The organism is Bradyrhizobium cenepequi (assembly GCF_020329485.1).
GTDB classification, from domain to species: domain Bacteria; phylum Pseudomonadota; class Alphaproteobacteria; order Rhizobiales; family Xanthobacteraceae; genus Bradyrhizobium; species Bradyrhizobium cenepequi.
Genome location: NZ_JAGKJI010000004.1, coordinates 88491 through 108667, shown reverse-complemented (window position 1 = coordinate 108667; position 20177 = coordinate 88491). Strand labels below are relative to the sequence as shown.

The window sequence follows — 20177 nt, the reverse complement described above, 5'->3', positions numbered from 1 at the left end:
GAGGCAGCAGTTCCTGCGCCCGCAACCCTAACTCTTCGGATTGTCAGTCAATCTGTCAAGCAGAACATTTTGTGGTCGACAGTTAGCCGCGGGTCGGCATAAGGTTTTCGGAAAGAAGAGGAACGCGCTCAGGTGCCACAAGACGAGGTTTCAAGCGTCAGCCGGACGCTCGCCGAATTTGTCGCCGCCACGTCATGGGCTGATGTCGCGAGGGAAGCTCATGATGCCAAACGGTCAATTCTCAATTTCTTTGCGACCGCGCTGGGTTCGGCCCATGATCCCGCGGTGACAACCGCGTTGCGGACATTGTCGCCGTTCAGCGGCTCGCAGACCTCAACGATCATCGGCCGCTCTGAGCGGTTCGATGCGCTTTGCGCGTCATTCGTCAACGCGATCTCTGCCAACCTGCTCGATTTCGACGACACGCATCCCGAAACGATCATTCATCCGGCTGCGCCAGTCGCCGCTCCGGTGCTGGCGCTTGGGCAGGCGCGCAGGCTACCGGGATGCGATGTGTTGACCGCATTCATCCTCGGCGTCGAGGTCGAGTGCCGCATTGGCAATGCGGTCTCGCCGCGCCATTATGCGCGTGGCTGGCACATCACCTCGACCTGCGGGATATTCGGCGCGGCGGCGGCTTGCGCAAAGCTGCTGGGGCTGCCGGCGGACGGCATTGCGAACGCGATCGGGATCGCCGCGAGCCAGTCGGCCGGCAATGTCGAGAACCTGCCGACCGCCGCCAAGAATGTGAGCGTCGGCAATGCTGCGCGGAACGGGCTTTTTGCCGCGCTGCTTGCTCAGCAAGGATATGAGGCCGCACCCCGCGCCATCGAAGGGCCGCTGGGCTGGGCGCGCACCATGGGCGACGAACCCGATCTCGACCGCCTGCTCAGTGGCCTTGGCAACACCTGGGAGATTGCAAGAAATACCTACAAGCCCTATCCGGCCGGCATCGTATTCCACGCTGTTATCGACGGTTGCTTCCGTCTTCGCGATCGGATCGACCGGCGAACCGATCAGATTGATTCGGTGACAGTGCAAGGCTCCGCATTGTTGCTGGCGCGCGGTGACCGGCCAGTGCACACCGAGCGCGATGCGCGCGTAAGTATCCATCATTGTGTCGCATGCGGCTTGCTGATCGGCGCGGCCGGCATTGCGGAATTTACGCGTGAGACGGTGTTCCAGCCAGACGTCGCGGCGTTGCGGCGGAAGGTGAGGGCTGAGTTTGACCACGTGCTGTCCGATGGCGCGGCACGCGTGAGTGTGCGCCTGGTGACCGGCGAAGTCTTCACCGAGACCGTCACGTTCCCGCGGGGCAGTCTGGCCGATCCGCTCACCGATCGCGACATCGAAGCCAAGCTGCGCGACTGCGTGCGGACTGGTGAAAGCGATTGGGACGCGGACGGTGTCATCGAGGCAGTCTGGCAAATCGACGCGCTCGATGACATCTCGGACTTGATGCAACGCTCTCCAAACCTGAAAGGATGATCATGAGCAAAAGCGAGTTGTTCGAAAAGGGCCTCAAAGTTCGCAAGGAAGTACTCGGGGAGGACTACGTCAACAAATCCATCGCGGGTGCCGACGAATTCACCCGGACGATGGCGGAATGGTCGACCGAGTTTTGCTGGGGCGCGCTGTGGACACGGCCCGGACTCGATCGGCGCACCCGCTCGATCGTCAACCTGGCGATGCTCGGCGCGCTCAATCGGCCGCATGAACTGAAGCTTCACGTCAAGGGCGCCCTGAAGAATGGGCTTACCAAGGACGAGATCAAGGAAATATTGCTGCAGGTCGCGGTCTATTGCGGAGTGCCCGCCGGCATAGACGCATTCCGCAATGCACGTGATGCTTTCAATGAGGTTGAGACGAAATGATCTGCAGCAGGCTCGTCGGCTCGCTTCTCGGCGATGGCCGACGGGCCATCCTGGGATCAGATCAACGCCTCTGAGTTGTCCGCCTGTGGCCTGATCGTGGCACAGCCGTTAGCCGGCTGGCTTTTTGATCAGTTCTCTCGCGACCTCGATAAACCGAGTGGTGAGCGGGGACAGGCTGTCCTCTCGCCAGGCGAGCGCGATGTCCAGCGTTGCTCTGGCATCTTTGATTTCGAGCGGCTTGATCCCCGGCGGTAACGTCGGAATGAAGGACGCATCGAGAATGGTGCAGCCGAAGCCCGACCGCACGAGTTGAAGCAGCACCGGCAAGTCGTCGGCCTCCTCGACAACGTTCAGTGTCACTCCTTTCGCCGCAGTCATATCATCGACAAGCATCCTGAAGCCGCGCCATCGACTTGCAGTACCGATCACGATCGGTACCGTCGCCATGCGTCGCAGTGTTATCGATCGTTGCCTGGCCCAAGCGTGACTGGCGGGCACAAGCGCGATGAGCCGTTCAGACGAGATAGGAATGGTTTTCTGCGGACCCGACGACACATTGGACATCATGAATCCGAGGTCGATAGTGCCTTCATTCAGCGCTTCGGATTGCTCCGATGATGCAAGCAATCGGAGACCGACCTGGGCTTCCGGATACTTCTTGCGGAACTCTATGATGACATCCGACATTGGGCCAGTTGCGGCGAACGTTGAGTAGCCGACCCTCACCGTACCGCTGAGACCCTGCGCCACGGCGCCGGCGCGCGCGAACGCACGTGTTAGCCGTCGCATCGCTTCGGCCGCTTCGCGATACAAGGTTTCGCCGGCGGGGGTTAGCGCCACGTGACGCGTCGAGCGCTCAAACAGGGGGAAGCCGAACTGGCTCTCAAGCTGCCGGATGCTGCGGCTGAGAGCCGGCTGTGCAATTCCGAGCATCCGAGCGGCTTTTCGGAAGCTAAGCGTCTCCGCCACGGCAAGGAAGTATTGCGTCTTGGCGTGAAGCGAGGGATGGACCATCTGGGGAATTGATATCACCTGGTTATCAATTAGCGCTCACTTGGTATTGGACAGGCATGAATACTATTTGCCAAACCGGTGAGCAACAATGCGATTGCGGAATGCGGCCGTAGTTCTCTGCTGCTGCGACCCCATCAGTGAAGTGAAACGGAGGAAACATGCCCCAAGCGAAGGCGATGATTGTTGCGGCACAAGCCGAAGCGGCCGAGGCAGGGGCGACGATGCTGCAGGCCGGCGGCAACGCTATCGATGCAGCGATCGCGTGCGCGCTCGTGCAGGGCGTGGTGGACCCGCTGATGACCGGCATCGCCGGGTTCGGAAGCGCCGGCATCTACTTCCCGGCGCAGAACTTTCACAAATATCTCGACTTTCATGCCCCGTCGCCCGCCGCTGCGCGCCCCGATATGTGGGCGCACCTGATCGAAGGTGAGGCGAGGGATGGCTATGGCTTTATTCTCAGGGGCAAGGTCAATGACGTCGGTTATCAGTCGGCCTGCGTTCCGGCGTCGCTGAAAGCATATTTCGAGGCACACGCCAGATTCGGTGTCCTGCCGTGGCGCGATATTGTGGCTCCAGCCATCGAGTGGGCCGAGCGCGGCTGGATGGTGCGTCCGCACGTCGAGTTTTTCTGGTCTGATCCTGGCACAATGGGGCGTGCTTCAGGCGTGGAGCGGCTGGCATTCTCGCCATCCGGGCGCAGCCTCTATTGCCGTGACGACGGCACGCCGAAGCGCGTGGGCGATCTCGTGCGCAATCCGGATTATGCCAGGACGCTCCGCCTGATTGCCGAGGGCGGCTCGGACGTTTTCTATAAGGGTGAGCTAGCGCAGCGCATCGCACGCGACATGCGGGAGCACGGCGGCCTGATCACGGCTGAGGATCTCGCATCGTATCAGCCCAAATGGCTCGATCCGCTGCGAAGCACATATCGCGGCTACGAAGTTACCACCAACAATCCGCCCGGCGGTGGCCTCATGCTGATCGAGATGCTCAATATGCTTGAGCGTTTCGATCTGGCGGATATGGGACATAACAGCGCCGAGTATCTCCGCGTCGTATGCGAAGCCATGAAGCGCGCGACCATCGACAAGGATAACTTCATAGGCGATCCCGGCTTCGTCGACGTTCCCATTTCACGCCTGGCGTCAAAGGACTACGCTGCCGCTATGGCGAAGGACATCGCCGCGCGGGTCAAAGCAGATGTGCCACGGCTCAATTCCGGATTTCCGTCGAAGGATACAACCCAGGTTTCGGTCATCGACCGCGACGGCAACTGCGTGACCATGACGCATTCGCTTGGAATGCCGTCCGGCGTTATCACCGATGGCCTTGGCTTCTTTTACAACGGCTGCATGGCCGTGTTCGATCCTCGGCCAGGCCGGGCTGGTAGCATTGCGCCAGGCAAGGCGCGCTTCACTTCGGTGTGCCCTTCGATCATTTTTCGTGGGGGCAAGCCCCATCTGGTGATTGGCGCTCCGGGCGCCACGCAGATTGCGATGGGCGTGCTGCAAGCGATCCTTAACGTCCTCGATTTCGGCATGACGATGACCGAAGCGGTGAGCGCGCCGCGGTTCTCGGCAACCAGCAATGCCATCGACGTTTCAAATCGGATCATCCATCGCACGACCAGGCAGCTCGAGGCCGAGGGCTACGAGGTGATCCGCAGTCCGTACACGTTTGGGTTCGCGGCCGTCCACGGCATCCACATTGATGGCGACAAGCTCGACGGCGGCGCCGATCCCGGACACGACGGGATCGCACTGGGGATCTGAGCCTCAGACAACAACCGAAATTCCAGAGGGGAGAATGATTGTGAAGGCATCAAGCTTGGGAGTGGTCGTTGCGGCTGTGTTGGCATCGTGCGCCACAGCGCATGCGCAGGTTTCCGACGACGCGGTCAAAATTGGGGTATTGACCGACCACTCAGGTGGATTCTCATATCTCGTCGGCAAGCATTCGGTTGAGGCTACACAGATGGCGGTCGATGATTTCGGAGGGAAGGTGCTCGGCAAGCCGATCGTCGTCGTTACCGCGGATCATCAAAACAAGGCCGACATCGCCTCTACGTTAAGTCGCAAGTGGTTTGACACGGAGGGCGTTGATGCGATCACGGATGTGGCCGGCTCCGCGGTCGCGCTGGCGACGCAAGAGATTGCGCGTCCGCGCAACAAGATCCTCTTGATCTCTGGCGCAGCAACCACGGAGCTCACGGGAAAGTCCTGTTCGGCGACCACGACGCAGTGGAGCTACGACACCTACTCGTTTGCCAAGGGTACCGCGAGCCAGATGACCAAACAGGGTGGTACCTCTTGGTTCTTTCTGACCAGCGACTATGCCTTCGGTCATTCTCTTCAGAATGATGCGAGCCGTTTCGTCGAGGCGAATGGCGGCAAGGTAGTCGGCAGCGTGCGTTTTCCCTTTGGCTCACCGGACTTCTCCTCGTTCCTCTTGCAGGCGCAAGCGTCGAAAGCCAAGGAAATCGGACTGGCGATGTCGGGCGCCGATCTGCTGACCGCCATCAAGCAGGCTCGTGAATTCGGTATCGTCCAGTCCGGGCAAAATCTCGCGAGCCTGGTGATCTATATCAACGACATCGAGGGGCTTGGACTTCACGTAGCCCAAGGTTTGACGCTGACCACTTCATTCTATTGGGATACTAACGATGAGACCCGCGCCTGGGCCAAGCGCTTTATGGAACGCTCCGGCGGCTTTATCCCGAATCTGATCACGGCCGGAACTTATGCCTCGGTGATGCACTATTTGAAGGCTGTGCAGGCGGCCGGCAGCGATGACGGCAAGGCCGTCGCCGCGAAGATCCGGGAAATGCCGGTGAACGATTTCTACAACAAGAACGTTGAAGTCCGGGCCGACGGTCGTGTGATGCACAAGACTTACCTGATGAAGGTGAAGTCTCCCGCCGAATCCAAATATCGCGGCGACTTCTATCAGGTGTTGGCTGAGATGTCCGGCAAGGAATCCTTCCGTCCGCTCTCCGAAAGCCAATGTCCGCTGATTGAAAAATAGCTCTGCATTTAGTCCTGGTGCGTAATGCTTAAGGGGACGCCAGAACCAGCCTGTTCAAGTTCAAGCCGACGGTCTGCTGAAGACGTAGACCAGACCCGTGAGCATGAGTACTCCAACGCCTGCCGTCAGGATCGGGCCAGGCGCGGTCCCGATCCAGAATAGCAAGAATCCGACACTCGTGCCGGCAAGAGCCAGCAGTTTCGCTCTCAGGGGGATCGCGCCGTGCTCACGCCACGCATGCAGCGGCGGCCCGAAGCGGGGATGAGAGAGAAGCCAATTTTCAAGCCGCGGCGAGGATCGTGCGAAGCAGGTCGTGGCAAGGATCAGGAACGGCGTTGTCGGGAGCACCGGCAAGAATGCACCGACAACGCCGATGGCGATGAAGATAAGACCGAGAACAAGATAAACGCGACGCATCAGCCGCAACCACGTGCAAGAGCGAGGGCTTGTGACGGATGCCGAGCTTATCATAGTCCCAAGCAGGCCATGCGCGGACCTTTGCCGATCTTCGCTGAGAACTCGATCATTGGGCAAGCTTCACGGGCGCTTTGTCGGCCGATGCGTCAACCTACGCGGCGAGATCAGACGCATTTCCTCCGGCATCGATGAGGTGCACTCGCTCGACCTTCGCAGGAACGAGCAAGGAGCGGATCTGCGGCTCCGCCATCAGGCTGAAGGCGGTCGACATCGCGTCGGCGGCGGTCGCGTCGGCTGCGACGGTCGTCACGCTGCGGTACCGTTCGGCGCAGCCGCCGTTCGACGGGTCGAACAGGTGGTTGAAGCAGGCGCGGGCATCGAAACGGAAGCCGTAGCTGCCTGATGTCGATACTGCGCGGTCGACGATCGGAATGACTGTCGCGGTGAGGCCCGCCGAATCGGGGTCGGCGATCCCGATTTCCCAAGGCTGTCCGTCCGGACGTGGTCCGATGGCGCGGCTCTCGCCCATGTCAACGAGACTGCGCGCGATACCTTGCGCGCGCAGGAGGTCGACGATCCTGTCCGTGATATAGCCTTGCGCAATGCCGTTCAGGGTGATTGCGGCACCGCGCGGTATCGTGATGCGGTCGCGGCTGACGCGAAGCCGCTGGTAGCCGACCTTCGCAAGGGCTGTCCGCATTTCGGCCCGGGCCGGGCCATTGGGATCGGCATGAGGCTGCGAGAAATGATCTGCGTAGAGGCGCCACAGCGGCTGTACGGTTGGATCGAACGCGCCGTTCGTCAGTTCCGCATAGCGCAGCGAAATTTCCATGAGATGCACCAGTTCGAAGGCAGGGTCGACCAGCACACCCGTTCGGTTCAGCTCGACCAGCGCGGAGTCGTCCAGATAAAGGCTGAACAGCCGCTCGAGCCGCCGTGCTTCCATGCGGGCTGCCGCAATCAGCCGTTCTGCTTCACGCGGATCCTCGTGATGGATCTTCATGGTGGCGACGGCGCCGAGCATCGTGCCGCGCCACGTGAGGAGCTTGGCGTCCGCGCTTGCTTCGTGTCCGAATGGGACGAGGGAAAGGCCTGCCGCTGCGGCGCTGATGCTGATGAAACGGCGGCGCGACAACACCTGGGCCATGAATGTCTCCTCCTCAGTTGGTCGAGCCGGGCGCGGATGCCTTGTCATCCGGCACCGTGCTGGTCTCGTTCGATCCCAGCACATAATCCCGCGGCACCTCGGTGAAGCCGACGATCCGCCCGCCGTGCTCGGCGGCAAACTTTTCTGCCGCGCCGCGGTCCGAAAACGGCACGGCCTCGGCACCGCCCATTCCGCCCTTGACGCGGCTGTCGATCACGAACAGTGCCTTCCGCGCTTCGACCCAATTGTCCGCACCGGGCTTGTCCCAGCTCGCCGCCTTCGCCATGTCGGAGACGTAGATGGCCTGGATGTCCTTGGGTTCGTCCGGCAGCATCGTGAAAGCGATCGCGTCGCGCGCCGAGGAGAACCACACCGGTTCGATCAGGCTCGCCGCAAAGATCTGTCCTTTCGGCCCCGGATGCTCGCTCACGTTCATGCCGCAATAGTGGCCGGTCGCTTCAGCCGTCATCTTGAGCGGCGGCGGCAGCGCAGCCTGTTGCTTTTCACCGCAGCCGGCGAGCAGGATCATTGCGACCAGTGCGTGGACGAGGGCAATCCGCCTCATAGCTCCCTCCGCGAGAACGACAGGCTTGCGAATGCCAGCGGTACAAGGGTCCACAGCGCCAGCACCGCGACCAGGAACTCCGCGGACAGCGTCGCGCTTCCGACAAGGCCTGCCATGCCCGAGAACATGCTTACATTGGCAAATCCGGTCAGGTTGAACAGCCGGTAGACATCCGTCGGGTTGAGCAGGAGCAAGGCATTGAGCGCGCTGCCGGAAATGTTTTGCCCCTTGTCCAGCACGAGCAGGCCGAGCAACGCCATGTCGTAGACCAGCACGAGCAAGAGCCACAGGCCGATCGAGATGCCCGCAGCGGTGCCGCGGTCGCGCACCAGCGCGCTGACCCAATAGCCGATCGCGACGAATACCGCGCCCAGCAGCACGGACGAGCCGATCATGGCGGCGAAGGCGGCGAGCCCCTCCCGATCCATCTGGCTGCCGGTTGCCAGCAAGGCGCCGACCGCCGCGCCGTAGCCGAGACAGGTAGCAAAGGCCAGCACCGCCAGGTGCCCGAAGAACTTGCCGATCAGCACCTGCCAGCGGGCCACCGGATAGCTCAGCAGCAGCAGCATGGTGCCGCGTTCCATGTCGCCGACGATGGCATCATGCGAGATCAGTAGCGCAATAAGCGGCACCAGGAAGATCGTGAGACTCGACAGGCTGACGATGACGATATCGAGCGGTCGCGCACCCACATTGCTGCCGCTCGGTGCGCTGCCCAGGAAGGTCAACGATAGCGCAAGGGCCGCCAGCAGCAGCGTTGCGGCAAGCACCCAGCGGTTGCGGATGGCCTGGCGGATTTCCTTGGCCGTGATGGTAAGGATGGCGTTCATCGCGGCGTCTCCGCCGATCGCAGGAAATGGGCATAGAGCTCATCAAGACTCGGCGACATCACGTCGAGGTCCTCGACCGACGTCCCCGCCGCCATCACGCGACGCAGGAGGTCGAGCTTTTGCTCGGGCGCCGCGTCGATCTCGACGATATGCCCGTTCAGCCGCCGATGTGGCGTAGATGCAGCTAGCCAGGACGGCACCTCGCCGGAAGCGAGACCGGACACTTTGAGGCGGATCTTGGTCGGCAGCCGTGCAAGGCGTCGCAACTCGTCGAGCGATCCGTCGGCGACCTTGACGCCGCGATTCATGATGATGACGCGTCCCGCCCGCTCCTCCAGTTCAGTCAGCACATGCGAGCAGAGCAGAACCGTGGTGCCTTCGGCGGCAAGCCGCTGGATCGCGTCATAAAAGGTCTGGCGCAGTTCAGGATCGAGACCGGTGGTCGGCTCGTCGAGCAGCAGCAATTGCGGCCGTCCGATCAACGCCTGCGCCAGGCCGAGCCGCTGGCGCATGCCTTTCGAATAGGTGCCGACGCGCCGGTCGGCGGCTGCGCCGAGCCCTACGACGTCAAGCAGTTGCTCTGCCTTTGCGAGCGGCTCCTGCTTCAGTCTGGCATAGAATCGCTGCGTCTCGCGGCCCGTCAGCGAAGCATCGAAGGAAACGTTTTCCGGCAGGTAGCCGAGCCGGCGCCGTGCCGAAAACTGACCTGCGGCGGGATCCTCCCCCAGAACCCGGATCGAGCCGTGCGTCGGGTGAATCAGACCCAGCATCAACTTCATCAGCGTGGTCTTGCCGGCGCCGTTGTGGCCGATCAAGGCGACCATTTCGCCTTGGCCGAGTTCGAACGAGACGCCGGACGCCGCATCGATGCGGCCATACCGCTTGCTGACGTCGGTTATTTGTACCGTAACGGTCATGGGCGAATCCCTTCCGCAAGCATGCGGCGTGCCGGCGGCGACATCAGCGGATGACTGTCGACGACGCCGCCGGGGAGCAGGGCGGGAAATTGCCCCTGGGCCCACCGGATCACCTGCACGGCGGGACTGTTGATCAGCACCTTTGCGGCAGGTGCGGTCCATAACACCCGGTCGATCAGGTCGTTTGGCCGGTATGCCGTGTCGGCAATGCCGTCGCCGTTGAGATCGAACGCAGGGTTGTCGCTCCAGTAGTTGCCGCGGCCGCCCTTGGACCAGTCGAGATGGCGGGTGCCGACATATTTGACCTGGTTGGCATTGTTGACGAAGGCGTTGCCGGTGATGGCGTTGCCTTCGGAGCCTGCGGTGAAATGCACGCCGATTTCACAGCCTTCGAACCAATTGTTCTCCAACCTATTGTTGTTCGTGTTGTAGATGAACACGCATTTCTCTGGGCCCAGGCGCGGGCCCTTGGCCGGGCCTGCCGGCGCGGTGGCACCCATCTGCGACATGCCATCGTCCGCCGTTCGGGTATCGGACGTCGCCCAGCGCTCAGCCTGCTGCAATCCCCCGATCACGGTATTGCCTGTGATCTTCGAACCATTCGCAGCGTTGAACAGGATACCTCGGTCGCGATCGTGGTCGGAAACATTGTCCCGAACTATAAGCCGGTTCGAGAACATGAAGGCGTAGCCGATGGTATTCCTGGTCGAGACATTATTCGTGATCTCGCCGTCATTGGCGTACATGTAGTGGATCGCAAAGCGCAGGTCGCTGAAGCGGTTGCCGCTGAACAGATTGTTGCGGCTCGAGATGACGAAGATGCCGTCGCGCCCATAGCGAAATTCGTTGTCGATCACCTTGGCGCCCGGCGCATTCCACACCGACACGCCGTTGCCGGCCTCGCTGACCCGCGCCTGGCGAAGGCCGGTGATGCGGTTGTGGCGGACCACGGCATCGGGAGCCCCGTGCACATAGATGCCGAACAGATTGTCTTCGAGGCGATTGTCCTCGATGACGGCGTCGCGTGCGGATTGTTCGACGAAAATGCCGGAGTCCATCGTCTCGAGCGAACGGCCGGACCCGCGCACATCGAGGCCGCGCACCACGGCGCCGGCAGCGGTTACGGTCACGACGCTGCCCTGGCGGGATCCCGTGACGACGGCGCCTGCTTCGCCGGCAAGGATAATGCGGTGGGCGATCCGCAGCGGCCCGCGATAGGTGCCGGCGGAGAGGCGCACTTCGTCGCCTTCCGCCGCCTGGTCGAGCACCGCCTGCAGGTCACTCACCTCTGGCGTAATCGCAAGCTGCGCCGCCGACGCGCGCGCGACAAGGATGGCGGCGGCAAGCGCCGCCATCCCGAACCACGCCATATGGTGTGTTGCCCGCACGGTCACGCGTTTCGCGGATGCACCAGCATGCGCCCGCGCATTTCCATGTGCATGGCGTGGCAGAACCAGGTGCAGAAGTACCAATAGACACCCGGCTTGTCGGCGACGAAGGTCACCGACGACGTCTGCTGCGAGTCGATCTCCATGTTGATGCCGTAGTTGACGATGCAGAAGCCGTGGGTCAGGTCCTCGACGTCGTCGATGTTGGTGACATAGACGGTCACCTCGTCGCCTTGATTGACCTCGAACGTGTCGAGCGCGAAGGCGGGCGCGGCGGAATACATGTAGACCCGCACCTTGTTGCCGTCGCGGATGACCTTGGCGTCGCTCTCGAGCGTGACGCCGTCGGCCGCCGCCTGTTTGCGCGCGTCCTCGAAGAACGGATCGTCGCGCTTCCAGATGCTGAGAACGCGGCCTTCCAGCTTCGAACGGTGCACGATCACGGCATCATGGGGCTCGGCGAAGCTTGGACCGTCATGGACGAGGCGCATGCGGTCGGCTGAGATGTCGATCAGTTGATCGTTCTCGGGCTTGAGCGGACCGACATTGAGGAAGCGGTCCTTGGAGAACTTGTTCAACGACAAGAGCCATTTGCCGTCGGCCTCCTTGGTCTCGCCCATCGAGGCATGGTTGTGACCCGGCTGATAATGGACGTCGAGCTTCTGGATGATCGGGTTGACCTTCTCGCCCTTGAACGCTCGCTTGGCTTGATCGATGTTCCACTTGCACACCTGGCTGTCGAGGAACAGCGTGGTGTATGCGTTACCCTTGCCATCGAAAGCCGTATGCAGCGGGCCTAAGCCGAGTTCGGGCTCGGCGACCACAGCATCGCGCGGCTTGATCTTGTCGTCGAACACCTGGTCGAGCAGGCGTACGTCGATGACGCTTACGGTCGGCGCGAGCTTGCCGTTGGCGACGACATGGATGCCGTCAGGCGCGGTGTTCAGCCCGTGAGGGCTGTTGGATACGGGAACATAGCGCGTGTAGGCCGAACCGTGCCGCCCGTCGATCACGGGCACGCCGTTCATCTCCTTGTAGTCGCCTTTCTTGACCGCCTCTTCGATCCGCTTGATGTTGAAGACGACGACCCAGTCCTGCTCGCTCGCTGTCATTTCGGCAAGCGTCACGCCCTTCTCGGAGTTGTAGCAGGTCGAGAATGCATATTTGCCCTGGTAGTCGCAGTCGGTATTGTCGAGGTTGCCATCGACCATCACCTGCCAGGCGACCTTCATGGTGTCGCCGTCGACGGCGGAAAAGATCGACCAGTACTTGCTCTTGTCGTCCAGTACCTTGCCATCGTTCGGCAGCGGCACTTCGTATTCGCCGTTGCAGAACAGATATCCGGTGCGCGGATATTTCTGGGGGCGCATGCCGTGGATCGTGTACTGGTTGGGAATCTCGATGATCTTGTCGCACTTCATGATATCGGTGCGAATGCGGGCGAGCCGCGTATTTGCCTTGTCGTTGATGAAGACGTAGCGGCCGTCATAGGTGCCGTCCGTGAACGACATATGCGGGTGATGGCAGTCACCGTTCATCCAGATCCCGAGCCGGTCCTTCAGCCGCTCCCGCGTCTCGGGCATCAGGCCCTCGGTCATGATCTTGCGGCTCTCGTTGGTCTGGCCCCAGCCGGTTGCGCTGCAGCGGTTGAACACCGGAATGCGCATCAATTCGCGCATCGACGGCATGCCGATGATGCGGACTTCACCGGTCTGGCCGCTAGAGAAGAACACGTAATATTCGTCGAGCTCGCCGGGCGCGATCTCCGACTTCAGGCCGCCGGCGCGTGCCGGCGCCGCCTTGGTCTGTGCCGCAGCCGGCTCGGGCGCAAGGCCCCTGCTGAGGCTCAACCCACCGGCAATGCCGGCGGCGCCGATCGCGGCTGTTCCCACGATCTGACGACGGCTGATCGTCGTTGGCTTGTCGTCGTCATGCTTCTCACTGGCCATGTTCGTCTCCTTTGTGTGAACGGCTGGTTAGAACTTGTGAGCGCGCAGTAGCCGGCAGCGGCACCGGCTTGCCCGCGTGTGTGATGATGGTGTTGGGTCCGGCTCCGCCGGCACGCATCGAAGGCGATGACATGGCCTGGAACTTCTCGCGCTTGAGCCGCACCTGGATCATGTGCGGGCAGCGCTGGTCGTCGTAATAGAGTTCCTGGCAGTGCATGCAGTAGATACATTCGTTGACGTTGATGTGTCCTTCGGGATGGATCGACTGCACGGGGCATTCCTTGGCGCAGCGCTGGCAGGGCGATCCGCACTCTTTCCAGCGGCGCAGCCATTCGAAAGTCCGGATCCGGCCGGGGATCGCAAGTGCGGCGCCGAGCGGGCAGAGGTAGCGGCAGAAGAAGCGCTCAATGAACAGGCCGATGAAGAGCAATCCGCCCGCATAGGCGACAAACGGCCAGCTGCGGGCGAATTTCAGGATGATCGCCGTCTTGAACGGTTCGACTTCCGCGAAGGTCTCGGCAAGCGCAACGGAGTAGAGCGAAAGACCGAACAGGGCGAGGAAGATAACGTACTTGATTGGCCAGAGGCGTTCGTGAAGACCCCAGGGCACCGTGATCTGCGGTACCTTGAGCCATTTTGCGACCGTATTGGTGAGTTCCTGCAGGGCACCGAACGGGCACAGCCATCCACAGAATGGACCTCGCCCCCAGAATAGAAGTGCAGCCGCGGATGCCGACCACAGGATGAAGATCAGCGGGGCGGCGAGGAAGAATTCCCAGTGGAAGCCGGTCACCAGCGCGTTGATGAAGGTCACGACATTGACGACGGAGAGCTGCGCGTTGGCGTACCAGCCGAGCCAGATCAGCACGAAAGCGAGATAGAAGCGGCGAACCCAGGTGTAGAGCGTCGGCCGTCGCACCAGGATGTTCTGAAAGAAGAAGATGGCGGTCAGTACGACCAACGCTATGGCCGCGATCGCGATCGAGACCGGTTGCGAACGCCAGATCCGCATCCACAGTGGTTCTTCGCCATCGTCCGCTGGCAGCGAAACCTGCGCGGCGGGGACGGAGGTCTGCGTCGCGGGCACAGGTGCGTTGGAGGGCACCGTCACAGCACGTTGCTCGCGCCGCAGGTAGCGATCAGGCAGATTGTAATCGAGATCGAAAGTGAGGAATGCCTTGTCGCGGCCGCCGACATTTCTCTGCACGAGCAGCTGCAGTTCCCAGGGCTGCGTCGGGTCGAGCGTGAATTCGGGCGGCGTGACGAACAAGCCGATTTCGCGGAAGTCCGGCGCGCCGGCGGCGGCCAGCGTGCCCAGGCGCGTATGATTGCGGTCGCGAAAGCGGGTGCTGGAGCCCTCCTGAAGGATTTCGACGCGGTCGAAAATGCCGCCTCGCACATAAGCCGAACCCTTGAAGGAGTAGACGCCGTCGCCAGCGATAATGATCGCCTGCTGTCCCGGCTGCAGGCGCTCCTTCAGTCTCTCATAGCCGTCGTCGCCGAGCAGGCTGCGGCCGATCGTCGGGGCGCTGGCAAGTGCGACATAGAGGTCGACGAAGGTATCATCGGCCTGGCCCGCTTCAGGGTTCTGTGCGGCAGCCGTGTTTCCTGATTTCGCGAATGCGTCATTGACCTCGCCGATCGTCAGGTGCAGCCGCCGCACCGAGCCGTCGCCGACAAGACTGGCCCAGTCGCGAATCTCGCTTTGCCCGAGATCAAGCGTCTTTGTGACCGGCGGCAGCGCCGCAGCGGGAGCGGCGCTTCCTCCACCGATTCGTCCGGTCCGGATCAGCCGCACCGCGGAGCGCACGACGCTGTCGCTCATGACGAGCACGGTCACGGTCGCGCCGCTGACGATGTCGACCTGCGGCGGCCGCTCCGCACCTTGCGCAATCGGCTTCATGTCCTTGCCGATCAGGCTGTTCAGGGCGGCGACGATGCGCGGCTGCGGAATTCCGATCAGGACGATCGGCTCCTTGTGGTCGACGAGCTTTAAGCCCCTGACGGTGCCGTCGGGGTCGATGCCGACCAGGATGTGGATCGGCTTGCCCGAATAGCCGACTGAATTGGCGAAATCCGAGTTGAGATAGACAAAGCCCTGCAGCTGGTCGCCGCGATAAACCGGAACAATTGGCGGGTCACCCTGCGGCGGACCGAATCGATCCGCATTTGCGAAAAAGTCGCTGGGTTGGGCTTTTGGTAGGTAGGTGACCAGATCGCTCGCGGCCAGGGCCGCGCTCGTCCAGAGGGTGACGCCGACTGCGACGATCATGGCCAGCGCGAGTGCGGCAACCCGTCGCCGGACGACGGACGAATTCCGGGCCATGAGGCACCCCAAAACAGACTCGCGCGCCCGAAATCGGGCGCGAATTCCATGACACGCTGGATCTGGAGAAGGGGCCGTCAGCGCTGACAGCCCCAGGAGCACCGATCCAATCACCGCAAGTTGACTCCCGTTGTGGTCGGCTATCTAGTCGCAAGGGGAACGCTCGAGTTTGCTCTAGATCAAGCGCAGCTATGCAGGTGGTTCATGCTGTTGATGCGAACGTTGCTGTTGAAGAACGAACCGGCAGGAACCTTGCATTCGCTGGAAGAGCTGTTTGCGCTTGCCAGCGCGATGGAAAAGGAAGCTGCGGATCGCTATTCCGGGCTTGCCGAAGACATGCAGGCGCAGAACAGAGCGGATCTCGCGGCGGTCTTCGCCCAGCTTGCGGCCGCCGAGCGCGAGCATGTCGATAGCGTGACACGTTGGTCGCAGTCCCGACGCGGCAAGGCCCCTGATCCGGCGCTCGTACGCTGGGACGCACCGGAGACCTTCGATGTCGAGGCCATGACGGAGATCAAGGCGTCGCGGTTAATAACCCCTTACCGCGCCCTTGCGATGGCCGTGCGCAATGAGGAGCGCGCGTTTGCCTTCTGGTCCTATATCGCGGCGTTCACCGCCGATCTCGAGATCAGGAAGGCCGCCGAAGCTATGGCACGGGAGGAGCTTGTGCACGTGGCGACCTTGCGCAAGGAACGCCGCAGCGCTTATCGCCGCGAGCACAAGGAGCGCACGAGTGAGGGGGCTGCTGACGCTATCGCTCAGGTGGATGCCGGCGCCCTGGAATCCCGTCTGGCTGTGCGGCTCGCGGATCTCGAGGCGCGCCTCCAAGGACATTCGCGGAGCCGCGTCCACGAGCTTTGCGAAGAGGCCCAACTGATGTCGACCCGAGCCGCGGGATTAGGATCGTTTCCTGCTGCGTTGCAGGAGACTGATGCCCAAACCATCGCCGAGGCTCTGACCGACGCCTATCTGGACGGTGCCGAACGCTCGGACGATCCGACACGTCTCGAGCTTCTGCAGATGCTGGCCCAGCGTGCCATCGCCCGGCTTGCTTGGCTGCGCAGCCTGGAACCCGTTAGCCCTTCGGGCAAATGACTGGACTGGGGTCACGCTGAATCCTTCCGCAGACCAAGGTGGTCAAACAGATTCATCGGGAGCGGAAAGACCACGGTCGAGGACCGTTCGCCGGCGATATCGTGCAGCGCTGCGAAATAGCGTAGCTGCATCGCCTGTGGCTCCTGGGCGATGATCCGGCCAGCTTCGACGAGCTTTTCTGCGGCCTGCTGCTCGCCCATCGCATTGATCACTTTGGCGCGTCGCAGCCGTTCCGCCTCCGCCTGCTTGGCGATCGCGCGTACCATGGTTTCGTTAATGTCGACGTCCTTGATCTCGATTCCAGTGACCTTGATGCCCCAGACGTCGGTCTGCTTGTCGAGGATCTCCTGGATGTCGGCGTTCAATCTATCGCGTTCTGCGAGCATCTCGTCGAGTTCGTGCTTGCCGAGCACCGAGCGCAGCGTGGTTTGCGCGAGCTGGCTGGTCGCGGCCATGTAATCGCCGACCTTGAGGATCGCGCGCTCGGGATCGACGATGCGAAAGTAGAGAACTGCGTTGACCTTGACCGAGACGTTGTCGCGCGAAATCACGTCCTGAGGTGGCACGACCTGCACCATGACCCTGAGATCGACCTTCACCAGTTGCTGCACGACCGGAATGAGGATGATGAGGCCCGGGCCCTTCACTCCGGTGAAACGGCCGAGCGTGAAGATGACGCCGCGCTCGTATTCCCGCAGGATGCGAATGGCCTGCGTGAAAAAAATGATCACGACCAGCGCGAGCGCTGCATATGTCAAATAGTCGAGCATCATGATGTTCCTCCCTTGCCGGTCGGGACGGGCGCGCGCCGCACCACCAGAGTCAGATCGACAATGTTGGCGACCTCAACCACCTCGCCCGGCTTGAGGGTTTCGGTGCCACGCGCTTTCCATCGCTCGCCATGCGCAAAAACGTGACCTTCATTCTCGCACCAATCGAGGACCTCGGCGGATAGGCCTCGCATGGCCTGCGCTCCGACCCGTACCGGGCCGCCGCGGGCGCGCCGAAGCGAACCGAGCACCACGAAAACAAAGCCGATCAGCGTCGCCGTTACGATGGCGATGAGCCACCACGACAGTCGGTAACCGGGCGCTTCGGCCCTGAAGAGCATAACTGCTCCGAGTACAAACGCGATGACACCTCCGATGCCGATCACGACGGTCGGGTTGAAGGCCTCGAAGGCAAGAAGCGCGATCCCGACCAGCGCCAAGGCGAGGCCGGCGTAGTTGATCGGCAGCAAATTGAGGGCGTAGAGGCCGAGCAACAGGCAGATCGTGCCGACGATTCCCGGGGCGATCGCGCCAGGGGACATGAATTCGAAGATTAGCCCGTAGATGCCAACCATCAGGAGAATGAACGCGACGTTGGGATCGGTGATGACCGCCAGGAACCGGGATATCCATCCGGGATCAATAATCTCGATGATGGCATCCTTCGTCGCCAGGCGTTGCGTCTTGCCACTTGGAACCTCGATTACGCGACCATCGACCTTCCCCAGCAATTCGGCCGGATCGCGTGCAACGACGTCGATGACATGCGCCTCCAACGCGCCGTTGGCAGAGAGGGTAGCGGCCTCGCGCACCGCCTTTTCGCCCCAGTCGGCATTGCGGCCACGCAGTTCGGCGAGGCTGCGGATGAAGGCGACAGCATCATTCGTCGCCTTTGCCGTCATGGCATCCTTTGGCTCGTTCTGGCGGTCGCTATCTTTCCTATCTTTGCCGTCTTTGTCCGGGGTGCCCGGTAGACCCGGCATCGGACCGCCAATCTGCACCGGCGTCGCGGCACCGATATTGGTGCCCGGCGCCATTGCCGCGATATGGGTTGCATAGAGAATGTAGGTCCCGGCGCTTGCGGCATGGGCGCCGGAGGGAGCGACGTAACCTATGACAGGAACGGGTGAAGCGAGCACATCCGAGATGATTTCGCGCATGCTGGTGGTGAGCCCGCCAGGTGTATTCAGACGCAAAATGACAATCTCGGCGCGTTGTTCGCCTGCCTTGACCAAAGCGTCCTTCACGTAACTCGCCGACGCCGGTCCGATCGCTCCGTCGAGCGAAATGGTCAATGCAAGCCTCCGGTTCTCCTCCGCTAAGCCGGGAAGGATGGAGACAAGCAGAGCGACGACTGCAATCGCCGCAACGAGGGCCGCCTTTACGGTCTGCACGGCAAGGACTCCCTTGCAGAAAATATGGGGTTCCGTTCCGGGACCTCAATGGCCGTGGACCACCTACACGCAGGCCGTTGTGCAGTGCGATGGCTAGGGCACACCGCATGCACCGCGAGATAGTTTGTCATCTCTCCGCGATCAGCGGAGGATTGCGGATGCGTTTTTCAAGCTGACCTGATACCCGCGGCGATCAGAACCAGCGACGCGGTGTCGCCCGAGGCAGTCGATAATGTACTTCCCGATGCCTTGAGGCCGGCGCAGCAAGCAACGTTCAGTGTGCGTAAAGTCCCTCCACGATCGGCAAGCGCGCGGCTCGGAATGCGGGAAACAATCCACCGATCAACCCGACGATCAGCGCGAGTGCGACGCCCTCACCAATGAGCTGCGGACTGAGCTTGAAGTCGAACACCACCTGCGTGAAGTTGCCGCCGAGGGTGGAGGCCGTGACACCATCAAAGACCAGATATGTCGCGGCGGCACCGAGCACGCCGCCTACGGCGGCGAGCAGTAGCGACTCGGCCAGCGTGCCGACGAAGGCGGGAAAGCCGCCAAAGCCGATGGCGCGCAGGGTCGCGATTTCCGTCGCGCGGGCTGCTACCGACGAATACATCGTGTTGAGCGCGCCTGCGAGCGCGCCTAGCGCCATCGCAATTGCCAAGGGCCAGCCGAGTTTCTGGATCAGATCTGAGGTCTGCGACGCCTGCTCGGCGAAGTAGGTTGCTTCGGATTTGACATCAAGCTTCAACCGCGGATCGTTGTCGCTATAGCCCTTAAGCTCACTCAGAGCACCCGGCCCGGTGAGACGCGCGCGCACCGTCTGAACGATGTTGTTGCGGTTAAACAGGCTCTGCACCACCGAAAGGTCGGCCCAAATCTCGGATTCGAACACGCTGCCGCCGGCCTCGAACACGCCGACGACGGTCCAGCGCGTGGCGCCGAACGAGACGGTGCTGCCGAGATCAAATCCTTCGAATTCCCGAAGCAGCGCCTTGCCGACAACCACCTCGTTGCTGCCGCGATTGAACATGCGGCCGGCGGTGATGGTGATGTTCTTCCGTAACGCCACGCCTTGTTCGCCGATCCCGCGCAGCGGCAGGTTGGCCTTGGTCTTGGTGGAGCGCTTGAGACCGTCGACCACGAGATAGAGTTCCGGCGAGATCAGAGGCTTGCCGTCGGTGCCTCGTGCAATGCCGGGTCCGTCCTCAATCAGCCGCACCTGATCGCGGCTCACGGTGCTGTTGATCTCCGTCTGCGAGCCGGCGCGCAGCACGATCGCGATATCATCGGCGCCGGATCCGGCGATAGTGCGCTGGAATCCATTGGCCATCGCCAGGAATGCGAGCAGCACGATCACCACCAGCGCGATCGCAATCACCGTTGAGAGCGATAGCCAGCGACGCTGCGTAATGCTCTTGAGGTTGATGGAGGTGACGGCAGCCACCTGCAGCAGGAGCGAGCGCATCT

17 protein-coding genes and 1 pseudogene are annotated in these 20177 nt (G+C 61.9%); 5 read left to right on the top strand and 13 right to left on the bottom strand.

Annotated elements, in window-relative coordinates; genetic code table 11:
• Window positions 1–132: 132 nt before the first annotated feature.
• Entirely contained in the window at window positions 133–1488 is a 1356-nt protein-coding gene (locus J6497_RS41515) for an MmgE/PrpD family protein (RefSeq protein ID WP_225703622.1), read from the top strand.
• A 2-nt stretch (window positions 1489–1490) separates the two neighbouring features.
• Window positions 1491–1874, top strand: coding sequence for a carboxymuconolactone decarboxylase family protein (locus J6497_RS07520; protein WP_028164705.1), 384 nt, complete (start codon window positions 1491–1493; stop codon window positions 1872–1874).
• A gap of 108 nt (window positions 1875–1982) precedes the next feature.
• On the opposite strand, the gene J6497_RS07515 is transcribed toward J6497_RS07520, so the two are convergent.
• Both J6497_RS07515 and J6497_RS41900 read right to left on the bottom strand, forming a co-directional pair.
• Window positions 1983–2687, bottom strand: a complete 705-nt coding sequence (locus tag J6497_RS07515) for a LysR family substrate-binding domain-containing protein (RefSeq protein ID WP_225703752.1) — start codon at window positions 2685–2687, stop codon at window positions 1983–1985.
• 15 nt (window positions 2688–2702) lie between these two features.
• Window positions 2703–2888: pseudogene (locus J6497_RS41900) on the bottom strand (helix-turn-helix domain-containing protein); the annotation flags it as partial.
• 158 nt (window positions 2889–3046) lie between these two features.
• Here J6497_RS41900 and ggt point away from each other — a divergent pair.
• Both ggt and J6497_RS07500 read left to right on the top strand, forming a co-directional pair.
• Window positions 3047–4660 (top strand): gamma-glutamyltransferase, encoded by a 1614-nt coding sequence (ggt, locus tag J6497_RS07505; protein WP_225703621.1) that lies wholly within the window; start codon window positions 3047–3049, stop codon window positions 4658–4660.
• A 40-nt stretch (window positions 4661–4700) separates the two neighbouring features.
• On the top strand, window positions 4701–5912 hold the full coding sequence (locus J6497_RS07500; protein ID WP_376708179.1) for an ABC transporter substrate-binding protein: 1212 nt from the start codon (window positions 4701–4703) through the stop codon (window positions 5910–5912).
• 60 nt (window positions 5913–5972) lie between these two features.
• Here the strand turns inward: J6497_RS07500 and J6497_RS07495 are convergent, their stop codons facing one another.
• From J6497_RS07495 to J6497_RS07460, 8 genes are all read right to left on the bottom strand, one after another.
• A complete protein-coding gene (locus tag J6497_RS07495) occupies window positions 5973–6329 on the bottom strand; it encodes a YbaN family protein (RefSeq protein WP_225703619.1) in 357 nt (118 codons plus the stop codon).
• Between the two features lie 151 nt (window positions 6330–6480).
• Window positions 6481–7476, bottom strand: coding sequence for an FAD:protein FMN transferase (locus J6497_RS07490; protein WP_225703618.1), 996 nt, complete (start codon window positions 7474–7476; stop codon window positions 6481–6483).
• Between the two features lie 13 nt (window positions 7477–7489).
• Window positions 7490–8041, bottom strand: a complete 552-nt coding sequence (locus J6497_RS07485) for a nitrous oxide reductase accessory protein NosL (RefSeq protein ID WP_225703617.1) — start codon at window positions 8039–8041, stop codon at window positions 7490–7492.
• Entirely contained in the window at window positions 8038–8871 is an 834-nt protein-coding gene (locus J6497_RS07480; protein ID WP_225703616.1) for an ABC transporter permease subunit, read from the bottom strand. The genes J6497_RS07485 and J6497_RS07480 overlap by 4 nt, the downstream gene beginning before the upstream one ends.
• The gene (locus tag J6497_RS07475) at window positions 8868–9788 is read right to left on the bottom strand and encodes an ABC transporter ATP-binding protein (protein WP_225703615.1); all 921 of its coding nucleotides are present in this window, start codon (window positions 9786–9788) and stop codon (window positions 8868–8870) included. Before J6497_RS07475 ends, J6497_RS07480 begins: the two co-directional genes overlap by 4 nt.
• Complete coding sequence (locus J6497_RS07470) at window positions 9785–11158, bottom strand: nitrous oxide reductase family maturation protein NosD (protein ID WP_225703614.1); 1374 nt, start codon at window positions 11156–11158, stop codon at window positions 9785–9787. The genes J6497_RS07475 and J6497_RS07470 overlap by 4 nt, the downstream gene beginning before the upstream one ends.
• Window positions 11159–11178: 20 nt before the next feature.
• A complete protein-coding gene (gene nosZ, locus J6497_RS07465) occupies window positions 11179–13125 on the bottom strand; it encodes a TAT-dependent nitrous-oxide reductase (protein ID WP_225703613.1) in 1947 nt (648 codons plus the stop codon).
• Window positions 13115–15397 (bottom strand): 4Fe-4S binding protein, encoded by a 2283-nt coding sequence (locus tag J6497_RS07460; protein WP_376708178.1) that lies wholly within the window; start codon window positions 15395–15397, stop codon window positions 13115–13117. Before J6497_RS07460 ends, nosZ begins: the two co-directional genes overlap by 11 nt.
• 258 nt (window positions 15398–15655) lie before the next feature.
• Here J6497_RS07460 and J6497_RS07455 point away from each other — a divergent pair, with 258 nt between their 5' ends.
• The gene (locus tag J6497_RS07455; protein WP_225703611.1) at window positions 15656–16546 is read left to right on the top strand and encodes a ferritin-like domain-containing protein; all 891 of its coding nucleotides are present in this window, start codon (window positions 15656–15658) and stop codon (window positions 16544–16546) included.
• Between the two features lie 11 nt (window positions 16547–16557).
• Here the strand turns inward: J6497_RS07455 and J6497_RS07450 are convergent, their stop codons facing one another.
• From J6497_RS07450 to J6497_RS07440, 3 genes are all read right to left on the bottom strand, one after another.
• Window positions 16558–17319, bottom strand: a complete 762-nt coding sequence (locus J6497_RS07450) for a slipin family protein (RefSeq protein WP_225703610.1) — start codon at window positions 17317–17319, stop codon at window positions 16558–16560.
• Entirely contained in the window at window positions 17316–18710 is a 1395-nt protein-coding gene (locus J6497_RS07445; RefSeq protein ID WP_225703609.1) for an NfeD family protein, read from the bottom strand. The genes J6497_RS07450 and J6497_RS07445 overlap by 4 nt, the downstream gene beginning before the upstream one ends.
• Before the next feature lie 274 nt (window positions 18711–18984).
• A complete protein-coding gene (locus tag J6497_RS07440; protein WP_225703608.1) occupies window positions 18985–20175 on the bottom strand; it encodes an ABC transporter permease in 1191 nt (396 codons plus the stop codon).
• Window positions 20176–20177: the final 2 nt, after the last annotated feature.